The 21,910-nt window shown below is 37.3% G+C and carries 24 protein-coding genes; 10 read left to right on the forward strand and 14 right to left on the reverse strand.

Annotation, left to right across the window (positions count from 1 at the left end; genetic code table 11):
- Window positions 1-35 precede the first annotated feature (35 nt).
- The 6 genes from BLV99_RS14545 to BLV99_RS14570 all read right to left on the reverse strand — a co-directional run bounded on the left by BLV99_RS14545 (window position 36) and on the right by BLV99_RS14570 (window position 6,725).
- Window positions 36-1,127, reverse strand: coding sequence for a 3-deoxy-7-phosphoheptulonate synthase (locus BLV99_RS14545; protein ID WP_139243561.1), 1,092 nt, complete (start codon window positions 1,125-1,127; stop codon window positions 36-38).
- A gap of 126 nt (window positions 1,128-1,253) precedes the next feature.
- The gene (locus BLV99_RS14550; RefSeq protein WP_092692011.1) at window positions 1,254-2,144 is read right to left on the reverse strand and encodes a sulfite exporter TauE/SafE family protein; all 891 of its coding nucleotides are present in this window, start codon (window positions 2,142-2,144) and stop codon (window positions 1,254-1,256) included.
- Window positions 2,145-2,308: 164 nt separating this feature from the next.
- Window positions 2,309-2,593 (reverse strand): hypothetical protein, encoded by a 285-nt coding sequence (locus BLV99_RS14555; protein ID WP_092692013.1) that lies wholly within the window; start codon window positions 2,591-2,593, stop codon window positions 2,309-2,311.
- Window positions 2,593-4,170 (reverse strand): PepSY-associated TM helix domain-containing protein, encoded by a 1,578-nt coding sequence (locus BLV99_RS14560; RefSeq protein WP_092692016.1) that lies wholly within the window; start codon window positions 4,168-4,170, stop codon window positions 2,593-2,595. The genes BLV99_RS14555 and BLV99_RS14560 overlap by 1 nt, the downstream gene beginning before the upstream one ends.
- Before the next feature lie 3 nt (window positions 4,171-4,173).
- Window positions 4,174-4,467: a hypothetical protein gene (locus BLV99_RS18550; protein WP_092692018.1), complete on the reverse strand. Its 294-nt coding sequence runs from the start codon at window positions 4,465-4,467 to the stop codon at window positions 4,174-4,176.
- A gap of 59 nt (window positions 4,468-4,526) precedes the next feature.
- Window positions 4,527-6,725 carry a TonB-dependent siderophore receptor gene (locus BLV99_RS14570; protein WP_092692020.1) on the reverse strand — a complete coding sequence of 733 codons (2,199 nt, stop codon included), beginning with the start codon at window positions 6,723-6,725 and terminating at the stop codon, window positions 4,527-4,529.
- A 208-nt stretch (window positions 6,726-6,933) separates the two neighbouring features.
- Here BLV99_RS14570 and lpxB point away from each other — a divergent pair, with 208 nt between their 5' ends.
- Window positions 6,934-8,112: a lipid-A-disaccharide synthase gene (gene lpxB / locus BLV99_RS14575; protein ID WP_092692023.1), complete on the forward strand. Its 1,179-nt coding sequence runs from the start codon at window positions 6,934-6,936 to the stop codon at window positions 8,110-8,112.
- 1 nt (window position 8,113) lies between these two features.
- Here the strand turns inward: lpxB and BLV99_RS14580 are convergent, their stop codons facing one another.
- Window positions 8,114-9,037: an AraC family transcriptional regulator gene (locus BLV99_RS14580; protein ID WP_092692025.1), complete on the reverse strand. Its 924-nt coding sequence runs from the start codon at window positions 9,035-9,037 to the stop codon at window positions 8,114-8,116.
- A gap of 190 nt (window positions 9,038-9,227) precedes the next feature.
- Here BLV99_RS14580 and BLV99_RS14585 point away from each other — a divergent pair, with 190 nt between their 5' ends.
- Entirely contained in the window at window positions 9,228-10,451 is a 1,224-nt protein-coding gene (locus BLV99_RS14585) for an alkane 1-monooxygenase (protein WP_086185505.1), read from the forward strand.
- 332 nt (window positions 10,452-10,783) lie between these two features.
- Here BLV99_RS14585 and BLV99_RS14595 read toward each other — a convergent pair whose 3' ends face one another.
- Window positions 10,784-12,082: a dicarboxylate/amino acid:cation symporter gene (locus tag BLV99_RS14595; RefSeq protein ID WP_092692030.1), complete on the reverse strand. Its 1,299-nt coding sequence runs from the start codon at window positions 12,080-12,082 to the stop codon at window positions 10,784-10,786.
- Window positions 12,083-12,711: 629 nt separating this feature from the next.
- Here BLV99_RS14595 and ybaK point away from each other — a divergent pair.
- From ybaK to BLV99_RS14625, 6 genes are all read left to right on the forward strand, one after another.
- A complete protein-coding gene (ybaK, locus tag BLV99_RS14600) occupies window positions 12,712-13,182 on the forward strand; it encodes a Cys-tRNA(Pro) deacylase (RefSeq protein ID WP_092692033.1) in 471 nt (156 codons plus the stop codon).
- Window positions 13,183-13,528: 346 nt separating this feature from the next.
- Window positions 13,529-14,158 carry a 2'-5' RNA ligase family protein gene (locus tag BLV99_RS14605; RefSeq protein ID WP_092692035.1) on the forward strand — a complete coding sequence of 210 codons (630 nt, stop codon included), beginning with the start codon at window positions 13,529-13,531 and terminating at the stop codon, window positions 14,156-14,158.
- The gene (cobU, locus tag BLV99_RS14610; protein WP_092692038.1) at window positions 14,155-14,673 is read left to right on the forward strand and encodes a bifunctional adenosylcobinamide kinase/adenosylcobinamide-phosphate guanylyltransferase; all 519 of its coding nucleotides are present in this window, start codon (window positions 14,155-14,157) and stop codon (window positions 14,671-14,673) included. The genes BLV99_RS14605 and cobU overlap by 4 nt, the downstream gene beginning before the upstream one ends.
- Window positions 14,673-15,725 (forward strand): nicotinate-nucleotide--dimethylbenzimidazole phosphoribosyltransferase, encoded by a 1,053-nt coding sequence (gene cobT, locus BLV99_RS14615; RefSeq protein ID WP_092692041.1) that lies wholly within the window; start codon window positions 14,673-14,675, stop codon window positions 15,723-15,725. Before cobU ends, cobT begins: the two co-directional genes overlap by 1 nt.
- Window positions 15,726-15,754: 29 nt before the next feature.
- Window positions 15,755-16,363, forward strand: a complete 609-nt coding sequence (locus tag BLV99_RS14620) for a histidine phosphatase family protein (RefSeq protein ID WP_092692044.1) — start codon at window positions 15,755-15,757, stop codon at window positions 16,361-16,363.
- 2 nt (window positions 16,364-16,365) lie between these two features.
- A complete protein-coding gene (locus BLV99_RS14625) occupies window positions 16,366-17,121 on the forward strand; it encodes an adenosylcobinamide-GDP ribazoletransferase (RefSeq protein WP_092692047.1) in 756 nt (251 codons plus the stop codon).
- 63 nt (window positions 17,122-17,184) lie between these two features.
- Here BLV99_RS14625 and BLV99_RS14630 read toward each other — a convergent pair whose 3' ends face one another.
- Entirely contained in the window at window positions 17,185-17,877 is a 693-nt protein-coding gene (locus BLV99_RS14630; RefSeq protein WP_092692048.1) for an LrgB family protein, read from the reverse strand.
- A 1-nt stretch (window position 17,878) separates the two neighbouring features.
- Window positions 17,879-18,313 (reverse strand): CidA/LrgA family protein, encoded by a 435-nt coding sequence (locus tag BLV99_RS14635; protein ID WP_092692050.1) that lies wholly within the window; start codon window positions 18,311-18,313, stop codon window positions 17,879-17,881.
- Between the two features lie 95 nt (window positions 18,314-18,408).
- Here BLV99_RS14635 and BLV99_RS14640 point away from each other — a divergent pair, with 95 nt between their 5' ends.
- Window positions 18,409-19,308 (forward strand): LysR family transcriptional regulator, encoded by a 900-nt coding sequence (locus tag BLV99_RS14640; RefSeq protein ID WP_092692052.1) that lies wholly within the window; start codon window positions 18,409-18,411, stop codon window positions 19,306-19,308.
- Between the two features lie 63 nt (window positions 19,309-19,371).
- On the opposite strand, the gene BLV99_RS14645 is transcribed toward BLV99_RS14640, so the two are convergent.
- The 4 genes from BLV99_RS14645 to tusD are packed head-to-tail and all read right to left on the reverse strand — an operon-like array spanning window position 19,372 to window position 20,759.
- Window positions 19,372-19,683, reverse strand: coding sequence for a TusE/DsrC/DsvC family sulfur relay protein (locus BLV99_RS14645; RefSeq protein ID WP_092692054.1), 312 nt, complete (start codon window positions 19,681-19,683; stop codon window positions 19,372-19,374).
- A 13-nt stretch (window positions 19,684-19,696) separates the two neighbouring features.
- Window positions 19,697-19,981, reverse strand: coding sequence for a hypothetical protein (locus BLV99_RS14650; RefSeq protein ID WP_092692057.1), 285 nt, complete (start codon window positions 19,979-19,981; stop codon window positions 19,697-19,699).
- Between the two features lie 15 nt (window positions 19,982-19,996).
- Window positions 19,997-20,347: a hypothetical protein gene (locus BLV99_RS14655; protein ID WP_086185518.1), complete on the reverse strand. Its 351-nt coding sequence runs from the start codon at window positions 20,345-20,347 to the stop codon at window positions 19,997-19,999.
- 43 nt (window positions 20,348-20,390) lie between these two features.
- Complete coding sequence (gene tusD, locus BLV99_RS14660) at window positions 20,391-20,759, reverse strand: sulfurtransferase complex subunit TusD (RefSeq protein WP_086185519.1); 369 nt, start codon at window positions 20,757-20,759, stop codon at window positions 20,391-20,393.
- Between the two features lie 71 nt (window positions 20,760-20,830).
- Between tusD and BLV99_RS14665 the strand changes: the two genes are divergently transcribed.
- Window positions 20,831-21,838 carry an NAD-dependent epimerase/dehydratase family protein gene (locus BLV99_RS14665; protein ID WP_092692061.1) on the forward strand — a complete coding sequence of 336 codons (1,008 nt, stop codon included), beginning with the start codon at window positions 20,831-20,833 and terminating at the stop codon, window positions 21,836-21,838.
- Window positions 21,839-21,910: the final 72 nt, after the last annotated feature.

Genomic DNA, 21,910 nt, shown 5'->3' on the forward strand with positions numbered 1-21,910 from the left:
GAAACGCCATCAATCAAGATGGCGTTTTAAATCTCTTAGCGATTTGGTAAAACGTCTTTGAGTGCTTCATGCATATCAAGTAGGGCTTTTTCAGTGGTTTCCCAATCAATACAGCCATCCGTCACTGATTGACCATATTCAAGATCATTCAGATTTTCAGGAATATCTTGACGACCACCTTTGAGATGGCTTTCAACCATAAGACCAACAATTGACTTGTTACCATCTAGAATTTGTTCTGTGATGTTTTTCAATACAAGTGGCTGTAAGTACGGGTCTTTATTTGAATTGGCATGACTGGCATCAATCATAATTTTGTTGCTTACTTTGGCTTTGGCTAAAGCATTTTCAGCTTCTGCAACAGAACCTGCATCATAGTTTGGTTTGCCATTACCGCCACGAAGTACAACGTGTGCATATGGGTTACCACTGGTACGAATGACAGAAACTTGACCTTGATCATTTAAACCAAGGAAGCTATGACCATGTTTAACGGATTGCATCGCATTGGTTGCAACGGTTAAACCGCCATCTGTACCATTTTTAAATCCAACAGGAGAAGATAAACCTGAAGACATTTCACGGTGAGTTTGGCTTTCAGTGGTACGCGCACCAATCGCTGACCATGAAATAAGGTCTTGATAATATTGTGGTGAGTTTGGATCAAGTGCTTCAGTGGCACATGGCAAACCTTTATTATTGAGTTCAACTAAAAGTTGACGACCAATACGAAGACCTTTTTCAATGTTAAAAGAATCATTCATGTCAGGGTCATTAATTAAACCTTTCCAGCCCACAGTAGTTCGTGGTTTTTCAAAGTAAACGCGCATTACGATATAAAGCGTATCTTTAACTTTTTCGCTTAACACTTTTAAACGATCTGCATACTCATGAGCAGCAACCGTGTCATGAATTGAGCAAGGACCAATGACCACAAATAGACGGTTGTCTTTACCATCAAGAATATTGCGAATGGTTTCTCGACCTTTTAAGACAGTTTGATAGGCATGTTCAGTCAGAGGTAACTCTTTTTTTAATTCAGCAGGAGTTACAAGAGGCTGAATGCTTTGTACATTCACGTCATCGATGTCAGATTGTGTAATAGGATTTGACTGTAGTGTATTCATTGCCGTCACTGGTTTGATCATACAAGAGTTTTTTTAGTAGCCTGAATATAACACGATTTAAGCGGTGAGTTGCTATACAAAACACCAATAAATCCGTGAAAAAAACCAATTAATCGCATAGATAGCTTAACCGTTGTTCGATTTTTCAACAGTTAAAATCATAGCAGTTGTTGGTTTTTCAACAGGTTTTACTTTTACTGGATGAAGGATGAAGTTAATACCTAATGCGAATAAGGTAATGCCTAAAATTTTACGGATAATTTTTTCAGGTAAGCGTGAACTAATTAAAGTTCCCACCACAATGGCAGGGATTGAACCCACTAATAACCAACCGAGTAAGTGTAAATCTACATTACCCGAACTCATATGTCCTAAACCTGCAACTAAAGTTAAAAGTACCGCGTGTACCACGTCAGATCCAATAATACGAATCATGGGTAAATTCGGAAACATGAGCACCAATGCCATAATACCAAATGCACCAGCACCGACTGATGATAAAGTGACAAATACACCCAATATGATGCCCATAATCACAATATAGACACGTTTATCTTTGGCACTAAAGTTAACTTTTTCTAAATCTTGTGTCATATCTAGTGTTTCATTTTTACGAAACTTGTTAAAGAAGCGTTCGATATGCCCACGGAAAACGATAGAAACACCTGTTAAAGTCAACATAAAACCTAAAACAGTGGTCAGAACAGCTTTATAGCTTGTAGATTGACTTAAATAATTTTCTAAAACCCAATGAGTTGCCAATGATGCAGGAATACTGCCGACAGCCAGCCAAATCACAATCGGCCAGACAATATTCATTTTTTTAGCATGGACCATTGAACCGCAAAATTTAGAGATTGCGGCATAAAGCAAGTCAGTACCAATGGCAATGTGTGGCTCAATTCGAAACAAACTAATTAGAATAGGCGTCATGAGTGAGCCACCGCCAACACCTGTAATGCCGACGCAGAAGCCGACGATAACACCCGCTAAAATAAATTCAATTGGACCAAACATGGTTATATGCCAAATATCAAAAAACGTGCATATGTTATGACTATTTCAGATAAGTCGTTGTCTTGATTATTGATTTGCTTATTCCAAAAAACGCTAAAGTAAACTCAATGGGCTTAAACTTTTTAACACTTATTTTAAACAGGGAATGACAGTTATCTATAGCGTTACTTTTGTTTAGCGCTAAGCTCATTGATATATAGAATAAAGATAAAAATAAGGGGACTGGAAAAGACCCAGAAGCTGACGAAACCAATAGAATAACCGTCTTCTTGGATAATCAATAGAGTGGCAATCACCAGCAGAAAAAGACAAATAACGCGCACAATTCGCGGATGGTATGCCAACAATGCCCATTTAGACTGCAAAGTTTTTCTGATTTGTTTTTCACTGACCCGATATAGACCATAAACAGCACATAGAATAAAAAGGAAGCTGAATAAAATATTCATCAAAGGCTTTCTCCATTGTTTAGCTGTGTATTTTTTTCAAGCTTATTTTTTATTTTTGTTTGAGCTTTAAGTTGAATAGGCTGAATATTTCTGTATAGAAACACTGCCAATAAGCCAAAAATGAGCATGAATAAGTCGATTCTAAAGAAAGTCCAAAATTGAGCAAAATTTTGAATCTGATTTTGAATATGGTTTTGTTGTAGAAGAAAAAACAGATTAAAAATAGGTAAGCCAAAGGCTAAGGCAATAAATATTGTCAATTGTTTTTTCCAAAGATATTGTTTTTTAAGACATAAGCTTATGGCAAAGATGGCTAACCAGACGGCAAAAAAAGTTGTCACTTCATAATTTTGTGTGCTTTGGAGCATCAGTCCAATTCGATTTGCATAAAAGTAGCCAAGAACCGCAATAGGTAAGCCGATAATAGCAGCGACATTAAGTCGTTGTACCAGATAATATCCAAAATGGAACTTTTCCGTTTTTGTTTGTAGTTGTCGCTTTAGGCTCCAAAGCAATAGTCCTGAAGCAATCATCGCGCAGCCCAGTAAGCCTGAAAAAAATAAGGCCAAACGAAGTAAAGGCTGAGCGAAAGTCGCCATATGTAATCCGTATACGCCTGCATTTAGTGTCGCAATAGTGCTGTTATTCTTCGTGCTGCGTAATTTTTCTCCCGTGACTGCATTCAAGCTAATTTGTGCTGGATTACGGGTAATTGAGTGATCTTGAGCTTCGATAAAAGTGATTTGTGCTTGCTGTGTATTGGGATTTTTTATATTGATGGCACTGTATTTGGTGTTGCCCCATTCTTGATGAACGGGATGCATTAAGTGGTCAAGAGATAACATCTTGGCGTGGCTGTTATTTTCAATTTTCGGAATGGTTTTGGCATTAATTTCTGTAAAATATTGGTAATTATTTTCAGGATAAAGTTTTTGCATACCCCAAGGTAAATATAAATAAAAGAAAATGGCTAAGCCTGTAAATGTAATGGTAAGAAAGAAGGGCAAGGCAATAACAGAGCTGACATTGTGGAAATCTAAATAAGAGCGTTGTCCTTTAAAGGCACGTAGGGTAAAGAAATCGGTGAGAATTTTTTTATGGGTAATAATGCCCGAAACCAATGCGATCAGCATAATAAATGCTGCGAGTGAAACGATTAATCTGCCTATTAAATAAGGCATACCGAACAATTGAAAGTGGAACAGATAGAAAAAATCGCCCCCTTGTGTTTGCGTCAGCGTTAACTCTTGTCCTGTATTGGGATTTAAGGTTTTGCTTTCATAAGCATCATCTGCCTTTTGCCAATAGAGTTGGTTTACAGGCTTTTGCTCATTTGCGAGATTGATCATCCATGTTTTTGCATCTGGTGCATTTTGTTGTAAATATTGGTATGCCGTATGTAGCGCTGTATCTTGATTAACGTGTATTTGAGCAACGGGTGGTTGCATCCATAGGCTGATTTCATGACGATAATAAGACAATGCCCCCATCAGAAAGATGGCGAACAATAACCATCCGAAAAGTAACCCTGTCCAAGCGTGTAGCCATGCCATAGATTGACGTATTGATTTTTGCATGACTTAACCTAATATCCAGTAGATTGCATAAAAACACGCCGTCAAACTTATACTTATCAAGCTTAGTTTAGGTAAAGAGTAGATACAAAAACTGCTGATCACAAAACCTAAGAAAAATAAAATACTTATAAATGCAGCTAAATAAATAGATTCTGCTTTGGGAAGCGAATGATGAAAAAGGACTGTAAGATTACTCACCAGTAAAGACGTGCAAGCGTAACCAAATACAAAGGCAATGATAAAGCGGTAGAGCACCGTCATTCGATAAGAGAAAGATAGGGAAGATGTTTTACTCATAGAAAAGATCACTGTGCTCATAAAAAACCAAGCCTGAGTACTCAGGCTTGGTGGGTAGATTAGTATTTGAATTTAACTGCAAGTGTATAGTTAGCAGGCTCTCCATAAAAAGCTTGCCCACTAGGGAAGCTATTTAAGTATTTTTTATCGGTAACATTTTTAGCATTCGCTTGTAGCAGAATATGGTCGTTGACTTCATAACTGGCCATTAAATTGACGAGTGCATAGGCATCCTGAGAGATGGTGCTTTTTAAAGTCGAGTCATATAGCTTAATCTTATCTTGCCATTGTAGCCCAGCGCCAATTTTAAGTTTAGGTAATGCAGGAACTGTATAAGTGGCTAACAAATTAATGGTTTGATTTGGATTATAAGTACGCGCGGCACCGCCATTTTTCATATCTTTAAGGCTAAATTGGGTGTAACCAAAAGCTAAATTAATATCATCACTAATTTGCCCTGCAAGACCGACTTCGACCCCTTGTGATTGTAAATCACTGGTCTTAGAAGTACGATTTAATGGATTACCATCTGAATTACGGAGTGGATAATTATTCTGTTCAGTTCTAAATACTGAGAGCGTACCCGTCAATTGATCGTTTAGCCATGCGCTTTTAATACCGACTTCATAGCTTTCACCCTCGACAGGTTTTAACGCTTGGCGTGTTGTTTCTTCAATACCTGTTTGTGGGCGGAAAATAGAGGTATAGCTCATATAGCCTGTGTATTCGGGTGTGAAGTTATAGGTTAAACCCGCATATGGCGATAACTTACTTTCATCGTATGCCATTGGAGAGCCATAACTTACGCCTTTACTGCTTGCTTGAACGTAATTTCCACCCAAGATTAACTTTAAATCGTCCGTTAAGTGAAGACGTGTTGCGGCATAGTATGAGTTGATTTTTTGTCTGTATTCAGCTGCATCACTGAAGTCAGACCATGTTACGGACTGTGGTGTCCAGCTCGCCCAATCTGTAGTGTATTGCGTAAGATAAGGAACGCCATTATAAATGCCCGAGACATTGTTAATATTACTGTCATTAATAAAACCACTGGATTGTTGGTCGTATTGATGCGTTTGAATCCGACTGTATCCCAGAGTTGCTTCATGTTCTTGATTGAATAAGTTGTAAGTACCTTGGAAATTTAGATCAGCAAAATGTTTACGAAGTTGTTCTTGACCGCCCCAAGCTGTAAGTGAAACGCCTGAACCATCTGCTTGAGGGTTGCCATAGTAATAAAGCAAGCGGCTATTGTGTTCAGTATCGCTATAGTTGTAGGTGAGTTTAGCCGTCCATTTTTTGCCAAGTTTTTGCTGTAATTCTATAAAAGCATCCTGAGTTTCATTGTCCCAATGTGCCCAATCTGGATTTGGATTGTAACTACGGTCATAAGACAGTTGTTTTCCATTTGCATCCAGTAGCGGTAAAGCCCCCCAGTTATTGGCATTTGGCTTGTTCTGATTTTGACTGTAACCGACCGTGAATAATGTTGAGTCAGTAATATCGGCTTCTAAGATGCCTGCAAAGCCATTTTTTTCAGAAGAATATCGGTCAAGATGAGAATCTCCCGTCTGCTCATAACCCATGAGACGACCACGTACTCGTCCATTTGGAGAAAGTGAGCCAGAAACGTCTGCTTCATAGCGCTGAGTATTCCAAGAACCATAACTTAGTCCAGCACTTGCCTGTAGTTCTTTGGTCGGACGTTTACGAATATTATTAATGGTTGCACTTGGGTCACCAAAGGCATTCGATAGGGCATCGGCTCCTTTTACCACTTCGACACGGTCATAAAAGTAAGTGTCTGGATTGGTATTGTTATAGTTATAACTGCTTAAAGGAAAGCCTACGCCGTCAGTGAGAATATTTGAAATTTCAAAACCTCGTGCCATGTAAGAAGTACGTTCTGTTTCTTGACTTTGAACAGTGACTCCGGGCGTGTTTTTTAAGATTTCACGTGTTGAATTTAACCCGAAATCCTCAATCTGTTGACGCGTTACGACATTGACGGTTTGAGGTGTTTCTTTCACTGTAATATTGAGTTTTGATGCGCTGCGACTATTTTTAACGGTATACGCTTTGGTTTTTTCAGAGCTTTGATCAGCATTTTCTGATTGAGCTTGTAGCTGAATGGTCGATAAAGTTTGCACCTGATGGTCTACAGCATCTGCTGCGTAACTATTTTGAATATTCAGTATGGATAAGCTTAGGAATGACAATTTAAAGCATTTGGAAAGCAGAGGAGAGATGGACTTCATTATAAAATCTAAGTGAAAACAATTATCATTTATATTATTGTTTAATAAATCTAAACACAATGGGATGATTATCGATATTTTGAATTAAAAAAATTATTTAAATATAAAATAGAAGCAAAAATCTTATTTGTACTGTCGGGATATGTAGATAAGATTTCAAATATATGAGTATGCTAAAATACCCATACTTTGAAATAGGATAAAAGTTTTGCAAAATCGGAAACTTAAAATAGGAATTGTCGTCGGTGAAGTATCGGGTGATACACTTGGTGCTCAACTTATTCGTAGCTTCCGTGAGCAGGGAATTGAGGCAGAGTTTGAAGGGATTGGTGGACCTCAAATGATTGCTGAAGGTTTCAGCAGTGATTATCCGATGGATATTTTATCGGTTATGGGTATTGTGGAAGTTTTAAAAGATATTAAAAAACTATTTGCTGTCCGCGATGGTTTGGTCGATAAGTGGACTCAAGATCCCGTTGATATATTTATTGGTATTGATGCGCCAGACTTTAATTTACGTTTATCGAAAAGCTTAAAACAAAAAAATCTACCGATTAAAACAGTACAATATGTTAGTCCTTCGGTATGGGCGTGGCGACAGGGACGGGTACATGGTATTAAGGCCAGTATTGATTTAGTCCTGTGTTTATTTCCGTTTGAAAAAGCTTTTTATCAGAAATTTGATGTGCCTGCTGCGTTTGTTGGGCATCCATTAGCAAGTCAATTGCCACTGAAAAATCCTCTTATTGAAGCGAAACAAGAACTTGGCTTAAATGTAGAGCAGAAGCACATTGCGCTTTTACCGGGTAGCCGCCGTGGTGAAATTGAACGACTTGGCCCATTGGTGCTTGATGCAGCGAAAATCATCAGCCAAAAGCATCCTGACTATATATTTTTAATTCCTGCGATTAATGATGCACGTAAGCAGCAGATTGAAGAATTATTAAAGCATTATTCAAGTGATTTTATTGCTAAAGTTAAATTGATGGAAAATACGGATACCGAATCTAAAATTGGCCGTCAAGTGATGAATGCTTCAAATATTATAGCGTTGGCTTCAGGAACGGCAACTTTAGAAGCGATGCTGTTACATCGTCCGATGGTGACCTTTTATAAGCTCAATTGGCTCACTTATGTTGTGGTTAAATTTTTGATCAAAATTCAGTATTACTCATTACCGAATATTATTGCGGGTAAAAAAGTCATTCAAGAACTGATTCAGCATGATGCAACGCCAGAAAATTTAGCCGCTGAAATTGAAAAGCTGATGAATATTGAAACTGCGCAAATACAAGCGATGCAGCACCTTACTATGCACAAGCAATTGCTTTCAGGAAATAGTGAGAACCCCGTTCAGGCTATTCTTAGTACATTAAATGCAGAATAACTTATTGAAATTGTTGTCGATACTGACTTGGTGTTAGATCAAACAGTCGTTTAAAGGTTTGGCTAAATGCCGTTTCAGAAGAATAACCAACCCGATGAGCAATGTGTTGAATAGACCATTGTCCTTCGCGTAGGTACTGAGATGCCAAACGGAAGCGATATTGCTGTAAATAAGCCAACGGTGTTTCGCCAACAATCGTGCTAAATAGCGGGGCAAATTTGGAGCGCGACATACAGCATTGTTCAGCCAGTGTTTCAACTGTCCAAGCCAGTTCGGGTTTTCCGTGAATGGCGGCTAAAGCATTGGCCAGTTCGGTATGTACCAGTGCGCGAAGCCAATTATTGGAATCACTTAATTGGGCAATGTAGTCACGCACACACTCAATAAAAAGAATACTAACCAAATGATCGAGAATTTTGTCCCGACCGGGGCGAATTTGGTAGGCTTCAACCGCCAGAAAATGCAGACCTATTTGCAGCCATTCTGGTGCATTACTGCCCGTAATATGGTGAATATGAATATAGTTGGGTAGTGCGTTAAGTAAAGGGCGCGCCATGATGGTATCAATATGACAGCGAATGGCTAAAATGAGAGCAGGTTCACCACTTTGGCTGCCAAACTCGATCGTCTCTTGTCTTTTTTGATCAAAAAGTGCTGTGATGTTTAAGGCTTCAACTAAATTATTTTTGTTATTGCTATGACAAGAATGATTTTGTCCAGACGGAATAAGGACTAAATCACCTGCTTCAACGTGAAGGTGGGTGTGTGAGTCAAGTTGAATGGTGAGATTGCCAACCAGTACCACATAGCCAATCATGGCACCTTGTTCTTGATAGGCATATGCCCAGTCACCTTGAGGTTTTAAATAAATATATTCAGATTTATTGAGATGAATATCATCAAAAATTTTACTTAAAGCATCCATGTATTATCTTTCTGTCATCATCGAATAAAATTATAAAAAGCTTTGAATCATTCAAGCATGTGTTTTTAGGTCAAATATTGGCTCTTGATGCCAAAGACGTTTGCATAGCTTTTTTGGACGTTTACAACTGTTATTGATTGCCCATTTCTAGAAATATAACGGTAGAACAAAAAATAGGGAAGTCGCCAGCATGAATGCACCAGTAAATTTAAATCAAACAACAATTCAAACCCTGCCCATTGCTTCAGGTTTAGCACTGGATAAAAAACGCTATTGGTGGTTATTAAGCCCCGGTTTACCTGTCATTGGGATGGGGATTTTGGCTGGCTATCAGTTTGGTCCTAAAGCGACGAAAAAAATCTTTGCTTTGGGCGGGCCGTTATTACTGCATGTGATTATTCCCAGTATTGATTATGTAGTTGGGACAGATAACAATAATCCCAGTGATGATCAAATTTCATCTTTGGTCGCTGACCCTTACTATGACCGTATTGTAAAATTATTTATTCCTTTGCAAATGGCAGCAAATGTATTTGCAGGTTATGTGGTCAGTCGTAAAAGTACCTCGTTGCTTGATCAAATCCTGTTGGGAGTTTCGATGGGAGCAATTAATGGTATTGGGGTCAATACTGCGCATGAGTTATCACACAGACCCAATAAAAAAGATCATTATCTTTCGCATGCGACACTCATGCCACTGTTTTACAACCATTTTCGTGTAGAACATCCGTATGGACATCATAAACGTGCTGCAACCCCTGAAGATCCTGCATCGTCTAAAATGGGAGAAACATTCTATGAGTTTTGGCCAAGAACAATTTTTGGTGGTCTAAAGTCTGCCGTTGAAATTGAAAGAAATCGTTTAAAACGTAAAGGATTATCTTTTTTTAGTCCTCAAAATGAACTGTTTCAAGGTTGGGCGATGAGTGCTGGTTTTCATGCCACCATGTTGAAATTATTTGGTAAAGACATTATTCCATATTTAGCAACACAGGCTTTTTATGGTGTGAGCTTGTTTGAAATTATTAACTATATTGAGCACTATGGTTTAATGCGTGATCAAAAAGAAGATGGCTCTTATGCACGGACGATGCCAGAACATAGTTGGAATAATAATAACATTACCACCAACTTATTTTTATATCAGTTACAGCGCCATTCGGATCATCATGCTTATCCGACACGTCCATTCCAAGCGTTACGTAATTTTGAACAAGCGCCTGAATTGCCAAGCGGTTATGCAACGATGTTATTGCCTGCATTAATTCCATCGTTATGGTTTAAAATGATGGATAAGCGAGTATTTGATCATTACGAAGGTGATTTAAATAAAGCCAATATTCATCCGAAACGCCGTGCAAAAATCTTTAAAAAATTTGGTGTAATTGATCGATTATTAAATAAAGAAGAATAGATGTGGTTCGCTTAACAGCGAAGTAAATTTATTCTAAGCAATGATGTGAAACATTGATTGAATAATAATCGCAGAACATTGTAAATTATGGCAAAACCCAATCGGTTGATATTGGGTTTTGTTATCAATTTTTTGATTTATATGAAAATAAAAATATTTTTAGATAAAATGTATTATCTGGGTTGTAATAAAACTTTAGAATTCACTGTAAAGTATCCGAAGCAATCGAGTGAAGTGCTTCCCTTGCAAATTTTTGATCAATCATTAATTTTTTAATGATTGGAGAAAAAAAAGAGCCTTAGTAGACTCTTTTTATTTGAAATAACAGAAATTTATGACTGTTTTGATTTGTTTAATACTTCATCTAAAACTTCTTTATCTAAAGCATTATCCCAACGAGCAACGACAATGGTCGCACAGGCATTACCAACAAGGTTGGTCAATGCACGACACTCAGACATAAAGCGGTCAATGCCTAAAATGAGTGCCATACCTGCAACTGGTACAGCAGGTACAACCGATAGTGTCGCAGCTAGAGTAATAAAACCTGCACCAGTTACGCCTGCTGCACCTTTAGAACTCACCATTGCAACGAGCAATAATGCTACTTGTTCACCAATTGATAAATCTACATTACACGCTTGGGCAATAAATAAAGCGGCCATAGTCATATAAATATTAGTGCCATCAAGGTTAAATGAATATCCTGTTGGTATCACTAGACCTACTACAGATTTTTCACAGCCTGCTTTTTCCATTTTATGCATAATAGAGGGTAAAGCCGCTTCTGAAGAACTGGTCCCCAAGACTAGCCATAATTCATCTTTAATATAACGGATAAGCGCTAAAATTGAGAAACCATTATAGCGAGCAACAGCACCTAAAATAATAAGTATGAATAACAGCGCAGTGATATAAAATGTCATAATAAGTAATAATAAATTACCAATAGCTTCAATACCATAGGCGCCAATTGTAAATGCCATTGCACCAAATGCGCCAATAGGAGCTAATTTCATTAGCATACCTACTAGGTAAAATACGGGTGCTGTCAGGTTATTTAAAATATCAACAATAGGACGACCACGATCACCAATTGCAGCTAGAGAAATACCAAATAAAACTGCGACGAATAGAACTTGTAGAATACTTCCTTCAGCTAAAGGGCTAATTAAAGTCTTTGGAATAATATTCATGAAAAAATCGACTAATGTCGCATCGTGCGCTTTTTCTATATAACCCGCGACTTTGTCATTTGCTAGAGTAGTTGGATCAATATTCAAGCCTTTACCAGGTTGAATAATGTTTGCCACAATCATGCCTATAACAAGTGCAAGTGAAGAAAAAGTAAAGAAGTACAACATTGCCTTACCCGTTACACGACCAACACGACTCATATTGGTCATACTGGCGATACCAGTCACAACTGTTAAAAAGATTACAGGAGCAATAATCATTTTAACGATCTTAATAAAAGCATCCCCTAAAGGCTTTAAGCTTTCACCAAATTCTGGATAAAAATGTCCTAAAAGGATACCTAAGATAATTGCAAAGATGACCTGTACATATAAGATCTGATGAAACTTTTGTTTCTTCTTTATAACTTCTGGTTCAAGGGTACTGAAATCCATTATCTGCATACCTTTTACGATGGAAAGATTTTTAAATTGCTAAAGTACTTAATCGCTCAGCAATATTGGTACTTCAGAAAGGAGGAAAAAGAAGCATTGTAAAGAAGAAAAAGCCAACTTCATCATAAATTTTGGAAATACTAGTTTTGGAAATTATATCTTTAAGATATAAAAGTATATTTTGTTATGTTATAGTAGGCACCAATATGGTGCGTATAAATACATGTTTTATATGGCGTATTTTATAAATAGCTGTTTTGTAAAAATTAAATATAAAATGTTTATCTAAATTATAAAAGCATATAAGGTATATTGGTATTTTTTGTATGAATGATCTGAAGGGTGGAATTTAAGTAAATAATGAACTCACAATATTCATATTTTTTATTAGAATGGATTTATCACGGCTAAATTGAAGATTAGATTTTTATTGATGAAGTCTTTAAAGCAACTAAAATTGTATGAGCATAATGACATTTATACGAAACTCGGCTCTAAACCCCAAGCAAAAATATCCACTTTTAGAGTACTCAATTGAATATTAATTTAGATAAAATAGCCTAAGCAAACTAAACATTCACTTTAAAAAAGCATATAATTTCGTAAACCAACTATTTTCATCATTAAAAATGACACCAGCTTGTAAAGTTTTAAAATCAAATAAAATTGAATTTTCTATCCATGAATATGAGCACGATGTAAATGCTAAAAGTTTTGGATTAGAAGCTGCCGAAAAGCTTAATTTAGAAATACATGAAGTCTTTAAAACGTTATTGGTAACGGATAGCAAAAATTACTATGTAGCGGTTTTACCTGTTGCACATCAGTTAAGTTTAAAGAAAATTGCTGCGGCAGTTGGCGTAAAAAAATTACAGATGGCAGACCCTAAAGATGCCGAGCGTTTAACAGGCTATTTGGTGGGCGGTATTAGTCCAGTAGGGCAGAAAAAGCGTTTAAAAACAGTTGTCGATGGTTCAGCAGAATTATTAAATAAAATTTACGTTAGTGGTGGAAAACGAGGTTTAGATATTGGGGTAAAACCGCAAGATTTAGTCCATGTTTTGGGTGCTCAGTTTGCAGATGTTTTAGATCAAGATTAGGGCGGGTCATAAAACGAGTCAAAAAATACCTCTTTATACATGTCATCAGATTGGTATTTTTATCCTGAATTTTGATAAAAATATAAACCATGAATAATGTGTAGTAGATATTCACATGCCATGATTTACGGCATTCTTTGACTCTTTTTGCAAAGCATGATCATCCGTTTTTAATGGTTGGTTAATGACGAGAAAGTTATTGAGGCATCAATATGTTGCTAACATGCTTTAATGTGATAAAAGCTGAATATAATTCACTTTTTTTGAATGTTACTAAATCAACAGATTAAGAAAGCCAGCATCATCCGTGCTTTAATAACAAGGTTGAATTTAAAGTGATTTACGCGTGTTTTTAAAACCTTCTATGCCCGTTGTTCCTACCCTTACAGGGGATTATCCCGAATGGCATTGTGGTCGTGAGAATTTTTCATTGTGGTACATTGAAATTGAGCATCCAGAATTATTAGATTATTTAAATCAACTACGTGCAGATTTTTCCAAATTTTTATATACACCGAATAACCGCCAATTTCACATTACTTTATTTGTCTGTGGTTTTATAACTGAACAAAACCCAGTTCTGGATGATGATTTTGGCATTGAAAAACTGCATCAGCACATTCAAGATTTAACTCATCATTTTCCCAAGAAAATTCAATTAAAAACGGGTCGTATTAATAGCTTTGAGAGCGCTTTATTTGTCGAAATTATTGATGAAAATAATGTACTTTTAGAGTTGCGCAATATACTTGGACAAAGTTGTGCCGAAATTGCACCGCTTGACTATTGTCCACATTTAACTTTAGGTTTGTATCATCAAGATTTTGAAAGTGATTTAATTTTTAATCATATTAAAAGCATAGAACAAAAAAGTTTTGAATTTTCAGTGGATCAACTGACATTTGGTACATATCAGGCAAAAATATTACAAGGTCAGCTTTATCCGTTTCAGCAATTTAAATTGGAAAATGCATAATGCAACTTATTTTAGGTGGCGCGCGTTCGGGTAAAAGTCGCTTTGCAGAGCAAATAGCAAAAGATTCAAATCTAAATGTGACTTATATTGCCACGGCACAAGCATTTGATCATGAAATGCAGGCGCGTATTGATCACCATCAAGCACAGCGTCCACAACATTGGACTGTGATTGAAGAACCTTTATATCTAGCTGATTGTTTAATCGAGCTTGATCAACCCAATCAAGTAATTCTTATCGACTGCCTAACGCTATGGATGAGCAATTTGTTGATGCATGAAAATACTGAGTTACAGATGCAGCAATGCCAAAAGTTGTTGAATATTATCCCGATATTGCAGTCAGAGCTTATTTTAGTTAGTAACGAAACAGGTTTAGGTGTCATTCCGATGGGGGAAATTAGCCGTAAGTTTGTCGATGAATCTGGGCGTTTGCATCAACAGTTGGGGCAAATTGCCGATAAAGTTGTATTTTGTGTTGCGGGTTTTCCCATGCTGTTAAAAGGAGAGAAGTAGTGAACTGGTGGTTGGATACGTGTAAAACGCCAAGTGCGGAAGCAAAACAATTGGCGGAAGAACGTCAATTACAATTGACCAAACCGACAGGTTCATTATCTGAACTTGAAAATATTGCGGTGCTATTGGCAAGTTTACAAGACAATCCACGCCCCAATGTGGATCGACCTTGGATCACTATTTTTGCTGGCGATCATGGTGTGATGGCAGAAAATATTTCTGCCTATCCACAAGCGGTCACCCGTCAAATGCTGCAAAACTTTACCACTGGCGGTGCATGTATTAGCGTGATTGCCAAAGAATATCAGGCAAAACTGCAAGTGATTGACTGTGGTTCAGTGGGTGATGCCTATGAGTATGCAGGCGTAGAGCGTCATTGTATTGCTTCGGGCACAGCAAACTTTGCTAAACAGGTAGCGATGACTGAAGCGCAATGTATGGCAGCGATGGATTTAGGGCGTAAAAGTGTTGAAGATGCGGTTGCTTATGGCGCATCTATTTATGTCGCAGGGGAAATGGGCATTGGCAATACTTGTTCAGCTTCAGCGGTTGCATGTTTTTTATTGAATGAACCCGCAGAACAGTTAACGGGTGTGGGAACTGGGATCCGTGAAGAACAGCTCATTCATAAGAAAAATGTCATTAATCAGGCTTTGGCTTTGCATCAAGATTATGTCGTTCAGGATGCCTTTAAAGCACTGTGCGCAGTTGGTGGTTTGGAAATAGCAGCAATCACAGGTGCTTATATCCGCTGTGCCCAACTTGGACTACCTGTAGTTGTGGATGGTTTTATTACCACAGTTTCAGCACTGGTGGCAGTCCGTTTAAATTCTGCTGTTCGTGAGTGGATGTTGTTTGGACACCAGTCAGCAGAATATGGTCATCGTCGATTATTAGAGCAACTTCAGGCAAATCCTTTGCTCAAACTGAACTTACGTTTAGGAGAAGGTAGTGGTGCAGGAGCATCTTTAGGGCTGATTAAACTGGCATGTAGTCTTCATAATCATATGGCAACTTTTGCGGAAGCTGCCGTGATTGGTGAAAAAGTTTAATTCTAGAATGATTGCATAGGGTATTACAGATGTTAAAGATTGATTTATTGCGTCATGGTGAAACGACTTTAAGTCATACCTTACGGGGTTCTACAGATGATGATTTGACCGAACTGGGTTGGTCGCAGATGCAGCAAACCATAGATCAATCTTTGCAGGCTTTTAGTCAGCAACAGGCGCAATGGGATGTAATTTTTAGTTCACCCTTAAAACGCTGTCGTTTATTTGCCGAAACTGTCGCAGCACAGCAGCACACACCTATTTTTTATGATGCAGATTTACAAGAAATGCATTTTGGTGATTGGGAAGCGCTGCCAACAAAAGTCATTTATGAAAATGAACCTGAATTACTGGCAAATTTTTGGCAACAGCCGACTGTATTTACACCGCCCAATGCAGAAAATATGCAAAATTTTCATCAGCGAATCGCTAAAAGTATGGTCAATATGCAACAACAAATGTTGGAAAATAGTTGGCAACACGCTTTGGTGGTAACGCATGGCGGCGTGATTAAACTTCTGAAGTGCATCGCTTTGAATCATACGCTGGATGATATTCTTAAAATGAGCGCAGAATTGGGACAACTCAATTCTTTTGTCATTCAAGATAATGCTTCGGTACATTTGCTCAAGGAATAATAATGATGCCATTTTTGATTGCTTTACAGTTTCTCACGACATTTCCCATTCAGCTCAAAGAAATGCCAAGTAAACAGCAAAATGGTCAATCTTTACTGTTTTATCCATTGATTGGTTTGATGATTGGTGCAATTTTATTTGCCATAGCTTCCTTATTACATGCACTACCCATTATTTTACTCAGCAGTTTAATTTTAGTGGTTTGGATTTGGCTCACAGGTGGCTTACATCTAGATGGATTGGCGGATACAGCAGATGCTTGGGTCGGTGGTTTTGGCGATAAAGAACGTACTTTAGCAATTATGAAAGACCCAAGTTGTGGGCCAATTGGGGTGCTCAGTTTAATTATTTTATGTTTAATTAAATGGTCAGCAATTTATGTACTGATTGAACAGCAACATTATAGCGCCTTGATCCTTTTTCCAATATTGGGGCGTTTGGCACCACTATTTTTATTTTTAACCACGCAATATGTGCGTGAAAAAGGCTTAGGTTCTTCCATTGCAGAATTTATTCCTAAAACTGTGGCGGTAATGGTTTTTGTACTCTGTTTACTGGCATCAGCCTATTTCTCTTGGGTAGGTATTTTTACGGCAATGATCTTTATGGTGACTTTGATATATTTACGTCGTAAATTTATGCAGCGGATTGGCGGTATTACGGGAGATACAGTAGGTGCAAGTGTTGAAATTTGTGAAACAGTAAGTGTCTTTAGTTTTGTATTATTAATTTTTTATTTACCTATAAGTTGGATATAAATTTCTACTGAATTAAGCGTAATTAAATGACATAAAATTACGCCTATATTTAAAACTGAATGTTTATAAGTAAGTCACAGTAAATTGAATCATCATTGGCCCAAACAAAACCATAAAAATACCTGCAAGTACCATCGTTAAACAAGCCACTACGCCTTCTTCACGATTGCGCATAAAGGCTTTACTGGTTCCAAAACCGTGTGCAGAATTGCCCAATGAAGCCCCTTGGGCAAATCGTGAATTAAGCTTTAAGCCAAGTAAAATAAGATCACCCATAGCAACACCAACGATGCCAGTAATCATGGTAAATAAAATCACCAGTTCAACCGATCCACCAATATTTGAAGTCAGTTCCATGGCAAAAGGTGTGGAAATAGAACGCGCCATTAAACTGTAAGATGTTTCTGGGTTAAAACTAAATAACTGTGCCAAATAAAATGAACTCACTACACCAGCAAACATTCCAATGATAATCCCCAAACTGATTGCAAGCGCACGCGCTTTAATCACGTGTCGATATTCATAAATAGGAATAGCAAAGGCAATGGTTGCAGGGCCGAGCATCCAGATAATCCATTGGCTTTCAATCATATACGTATCGTAGGAAACATGAAATATCAGCATAAATACAATGATAATAGAGGGTACAAAAATCCCAGGCGCTAAAAGCATATAGGGGTATTTTTTATGAAGCTGTTTAACCAGTACGTAGCAAATAAATGTGCCAATAAAGCATAGCATTGCAATTAAATTCATCTTATTTTTCCTGCTTCATTGGTGGGTTAGAATGTAATTTCTGTTTTAATAAAGCTTCTAATTTGAAACCGACATACACGCTATATGCTGTTGCAACCATTACGCAGATTGTGCCTATAGATACAGCCAGAACAAGTTGCCAACCTTGAGTTAAAAAAAGATTTTTATATTTAATAATGCCGACCACACATGGAATAAATAAGAGAACCAATTCGCCAAGAATAAAATCTGATCCTGTTTTAATCCATTGCAAGTTAAATATGCCACTTAACAACGCCAATAAAACCAGTAAAAGACCAATCACACCTGCGGAGATCGGTAAATTAAATTGCTGCTGAATTATGGATGCGATCCACCAAATCACGATAAGTAAACTCAGTTGTAGCAGCACTTGAACGAGATGGCGCAATTTGGTGGGGAGTATTGAAGTAGACATGTTACGTTGATCTAAAAGCGTGAGATTATTTTAGATTTGACCGAAGTGTTATATTATGAATAATAAAAAAAAGATTATGCCTAAATGGAATATTTGTGGATATTAAAAGTCTGACGATGTTTGTAAAAATTGTGCAGCTACAAAGTTTCACACGGACAGCAGAGGAAATGTGTGTCACTCAACCGACCATCAGTAAAGCCATTCATCATTTAGAACAAGAAATGGGAGTACCGCTATTTCATAAAGGTGAGGCAGGGCGAAAAAGAGATGTGACCTTGACTTATATGGGCGAGCAAATTTATCAACATGCTTTGGTTATACTTGCAGAACAACAACGCATATTTGAAACCGTGGCTCGAGTTCATCACCTTAAACAAGGAAAATTAACATTAGGCTTACCCCCTTTAGGTTCAGTGTTATTGAGTACGTTAATTGCTAGATTTCATAAGCAATATCCCAATATAGAGCTGAGTTTTTTAGAAGTGGGCGCAACGAGTATTGAAGATGCAATTTTGGCGAAAACCATTGATGTCGGTATATTACTCGGTCATTTAAAGCCAATATTAAGCGGTATTCCTATTATGGATTCACCCTTATGTTTACTCTCACGTAAAGAAAGCCAATGGAAAAACCGAAAAAGTGTTTCTTTAATTGAATTAAAAGAAGAATCATTTTTATTGTATGCCGATACCTTTAGCTTAAATCATCTGATTATACATGCAGCAAATCATGCTGGTTTTGAACCCAATGTGGTGTGTAAAAGTAGCCAATGGGACTTTATTGCCAAAATGGTTGAATCCGATGTTGGAATAGCATTATTACCGAAAATTTATTGTGAACAGTTGGACGCAGAAAAATACAATATTAGTGTGTTGGAAAACCCCAATTTAAATTGGACGCTGAGCATGGCTTGGAATACCACAGTTGCAATGAGTCCTGCGACACGGGCATGGTTAAAAATTATTGAGGAAAATCAGGATAAAATTCATTTTTAATGATTTGAGATTTTAGGAGGTGAAGTACAACTTAAAGAGTCATCACTTCCTAAGCGCTAAAATTTATAAACAATTAGGAGGTTTAGGAATACCAGCTAAACGGCTTAAATGACGCGCCACCAAGCCAGTATTAAATTGGTCTTGCAACACAGCATTATTGATGTCGGTACTTACTGTTTTCATGAGAAATTTAATCAGTGGTCGAGTCGCAGGTGAATGACCAAATTGGGCGTAAAATTGGCGTACTGCATGTAAAACTTCAAAATGCCATGCGGTTAGTTCTAAATTCAGGCTACTTGCTAATTCTTGCGCAACCGTTTCATTCCAAATCGTATAATCGACTAAGTGACCATCTTGATCGAGTTCTAAATTCATTATTAATCTCAAATTAGTTTAAACGAATACAGCGGGTATAATTTAAGCAAATATCGGCAAATTCAGCATAAGAAATAATCTGCATATTTTTTACTTTCTGACCGGCTAAAAGTTCTGCATCGGTATCAAGTACATAAATACAATTCAATTGTTGCAAAAAAGGTTGCTCAAACTGCAAAACAGATTCACCCATTAAAACTACGCTATCTTTAGGGCTATACATTTTTTCTAATTTTGCCACTACAGCAGGAGTCGCTGAAAAACTACTTTGTAGCAAATATAAGCTTTTATTTGACATGATTATTTTACTCTTCTACCAATACAGTACAAAATCAAAACTTTGAATGAACTCGCTATTCAGCTCAATAAACTCAATATCCTGTTGCGCCTGAGTCACAAAGTAAGCATCTTTATGCTGATTTTCGACCAAAACTGGGGTAAGGTCGTAAAACTCAAAGCTATCGACCATATTCGATGCGACTTTAAATGCATGTTTCATTTGTTCAAATTGTAATTCTGAATTTAATAAACTTAAAGCCCCATCTTGGAGTAAGACTTTGACTTCACAACCAAAAGTAGCTAGAACCATGGTTGCCGATAAGCTTTCATGCACATGCAAGTTGACAAGATTGGCTTGAGTTAGAATAACGAGTACAGATTTCACACAATTAACCTTTTAAAAGCAACAAATTCACAAAAATAACATCTTAGAATTGAATAAGACGTTGTGTTGACTGTACTGCATCGGCAAGTTCGCCCAACCCAACCAATTCAAAGCCATGAGCAAGGTTGTGTTGGCTAATCTGATGTCGTTTTGCATTTTCTTGATCGGTAATACCGCGAGCCAATGCAGCACTGACACAAACGGGTAAGCGAATGGCTAACTTTTGCCATTCTTGAGTCAAATTACGTTGGTCATCAGGAACCCACTGTAAAGTATTCGCTACGGAAACGCCGTCTTGATAGAAAAAAACGCGAAATGCTTGCTTTTTAGTGTATAAGGCTTGTGCTAAGCCAAGCGCATGCCAAGCATAGATCGAGGTTGGTGCGGAGGTAATTAGTAATAAGGTACTCATCAAAATTCACTTTAGGAATGCCCAATCCAATGTTGATGCATCCAAACTTCATAAGAAAAAGGTAGTATACAATGATTTTAGTCACTGGTGGTTTAGGCTTTATAGGTTCGCATATTGCTTTAAGCTTAATGGCTCAAGGGCAAGAAGTCATTATTGTGGATAATTTATCCAATGCAAATTTACAAACATTAGAACGACTCGAATATATTGCAGGTCGATATGTGCCATTTGTCAAAATTGATATTAGAAATACACCTGCTTTAAATAAAGTTTTTGAACAATATTCTATAGAAGCTGTCATTCATACGGCTGGTTTTAAATCGATAGAAGAATCTGCACTTAAGCCACTGGAATATTATAACGATAATGTCAGTTGTATTATGAGCTTACTGCGTGCTATGCAGCGTACAGGCATCCGAACATTCATCCATTTGTCTAGTTTGGCGGTCTATGGACAGTCAAGTTTAACATTGTCAGAAGATACACCGTTTAAATATGCTTATCCCAATCCGTATATCAAGTCACAACAAATGATTGAAGAAATTATACGAGATACAGCGCTGACCGATAATGAATGGAAAATTGCCATTTTAAGACTAAGTAATATTGCGGGTGCATTTGAACATGCTGTTTTAGGTGAATTTGTTGCGCCATTGCCTAAAAATATTATTCCTTTGGCGTTACAAGTTGCAGCAGGGCAACGCGAATATATTGAACTACGTCAGCAAGCCCAAACAAACGATCATACGGTTGAACGTGGTTTCTTACATGTGTTAGATAGTTGTGATGCCATTATTGCAGCTTTAGAGTGGTTAAGAGGTCAACAATATGTATGCGAAGCCTTTAATATTTCAGGGCAAAGTATCTCGATTGCTGCTTTGCTAAAGGAAATTTCCAAAGTCACTCAAGTCGATATTAAAACCATCGAGGCGCAATTTTATCCCGCTGCGGAACTCGATCAGATTGCTGCAACCTCAGAAAAAGCACATCAAATTTTAAAATGGCAACCTAAACGCAACATCAGCAAAATCATAGAAGATGCTTGGCGCTTTTATCAACAAACATTAATAGGACGTTAGAACGCTTTGGATGTTAGAATTATTATGTAAATAATAATCATTTACAATTATAATTTGTTTGCTTAAAATATT

Source organism: Acinetobacter kyonggiensis (assembly GCF_900107285.1).
In the GTDB taxonomy this organism is placed as follows: Bacteria; Pseudomonadota; Gammaproteobacteria; order Pseudomonadales; family Moraxellaceae; genus Acinetobacter; species Acinetobacter kyonggiensis.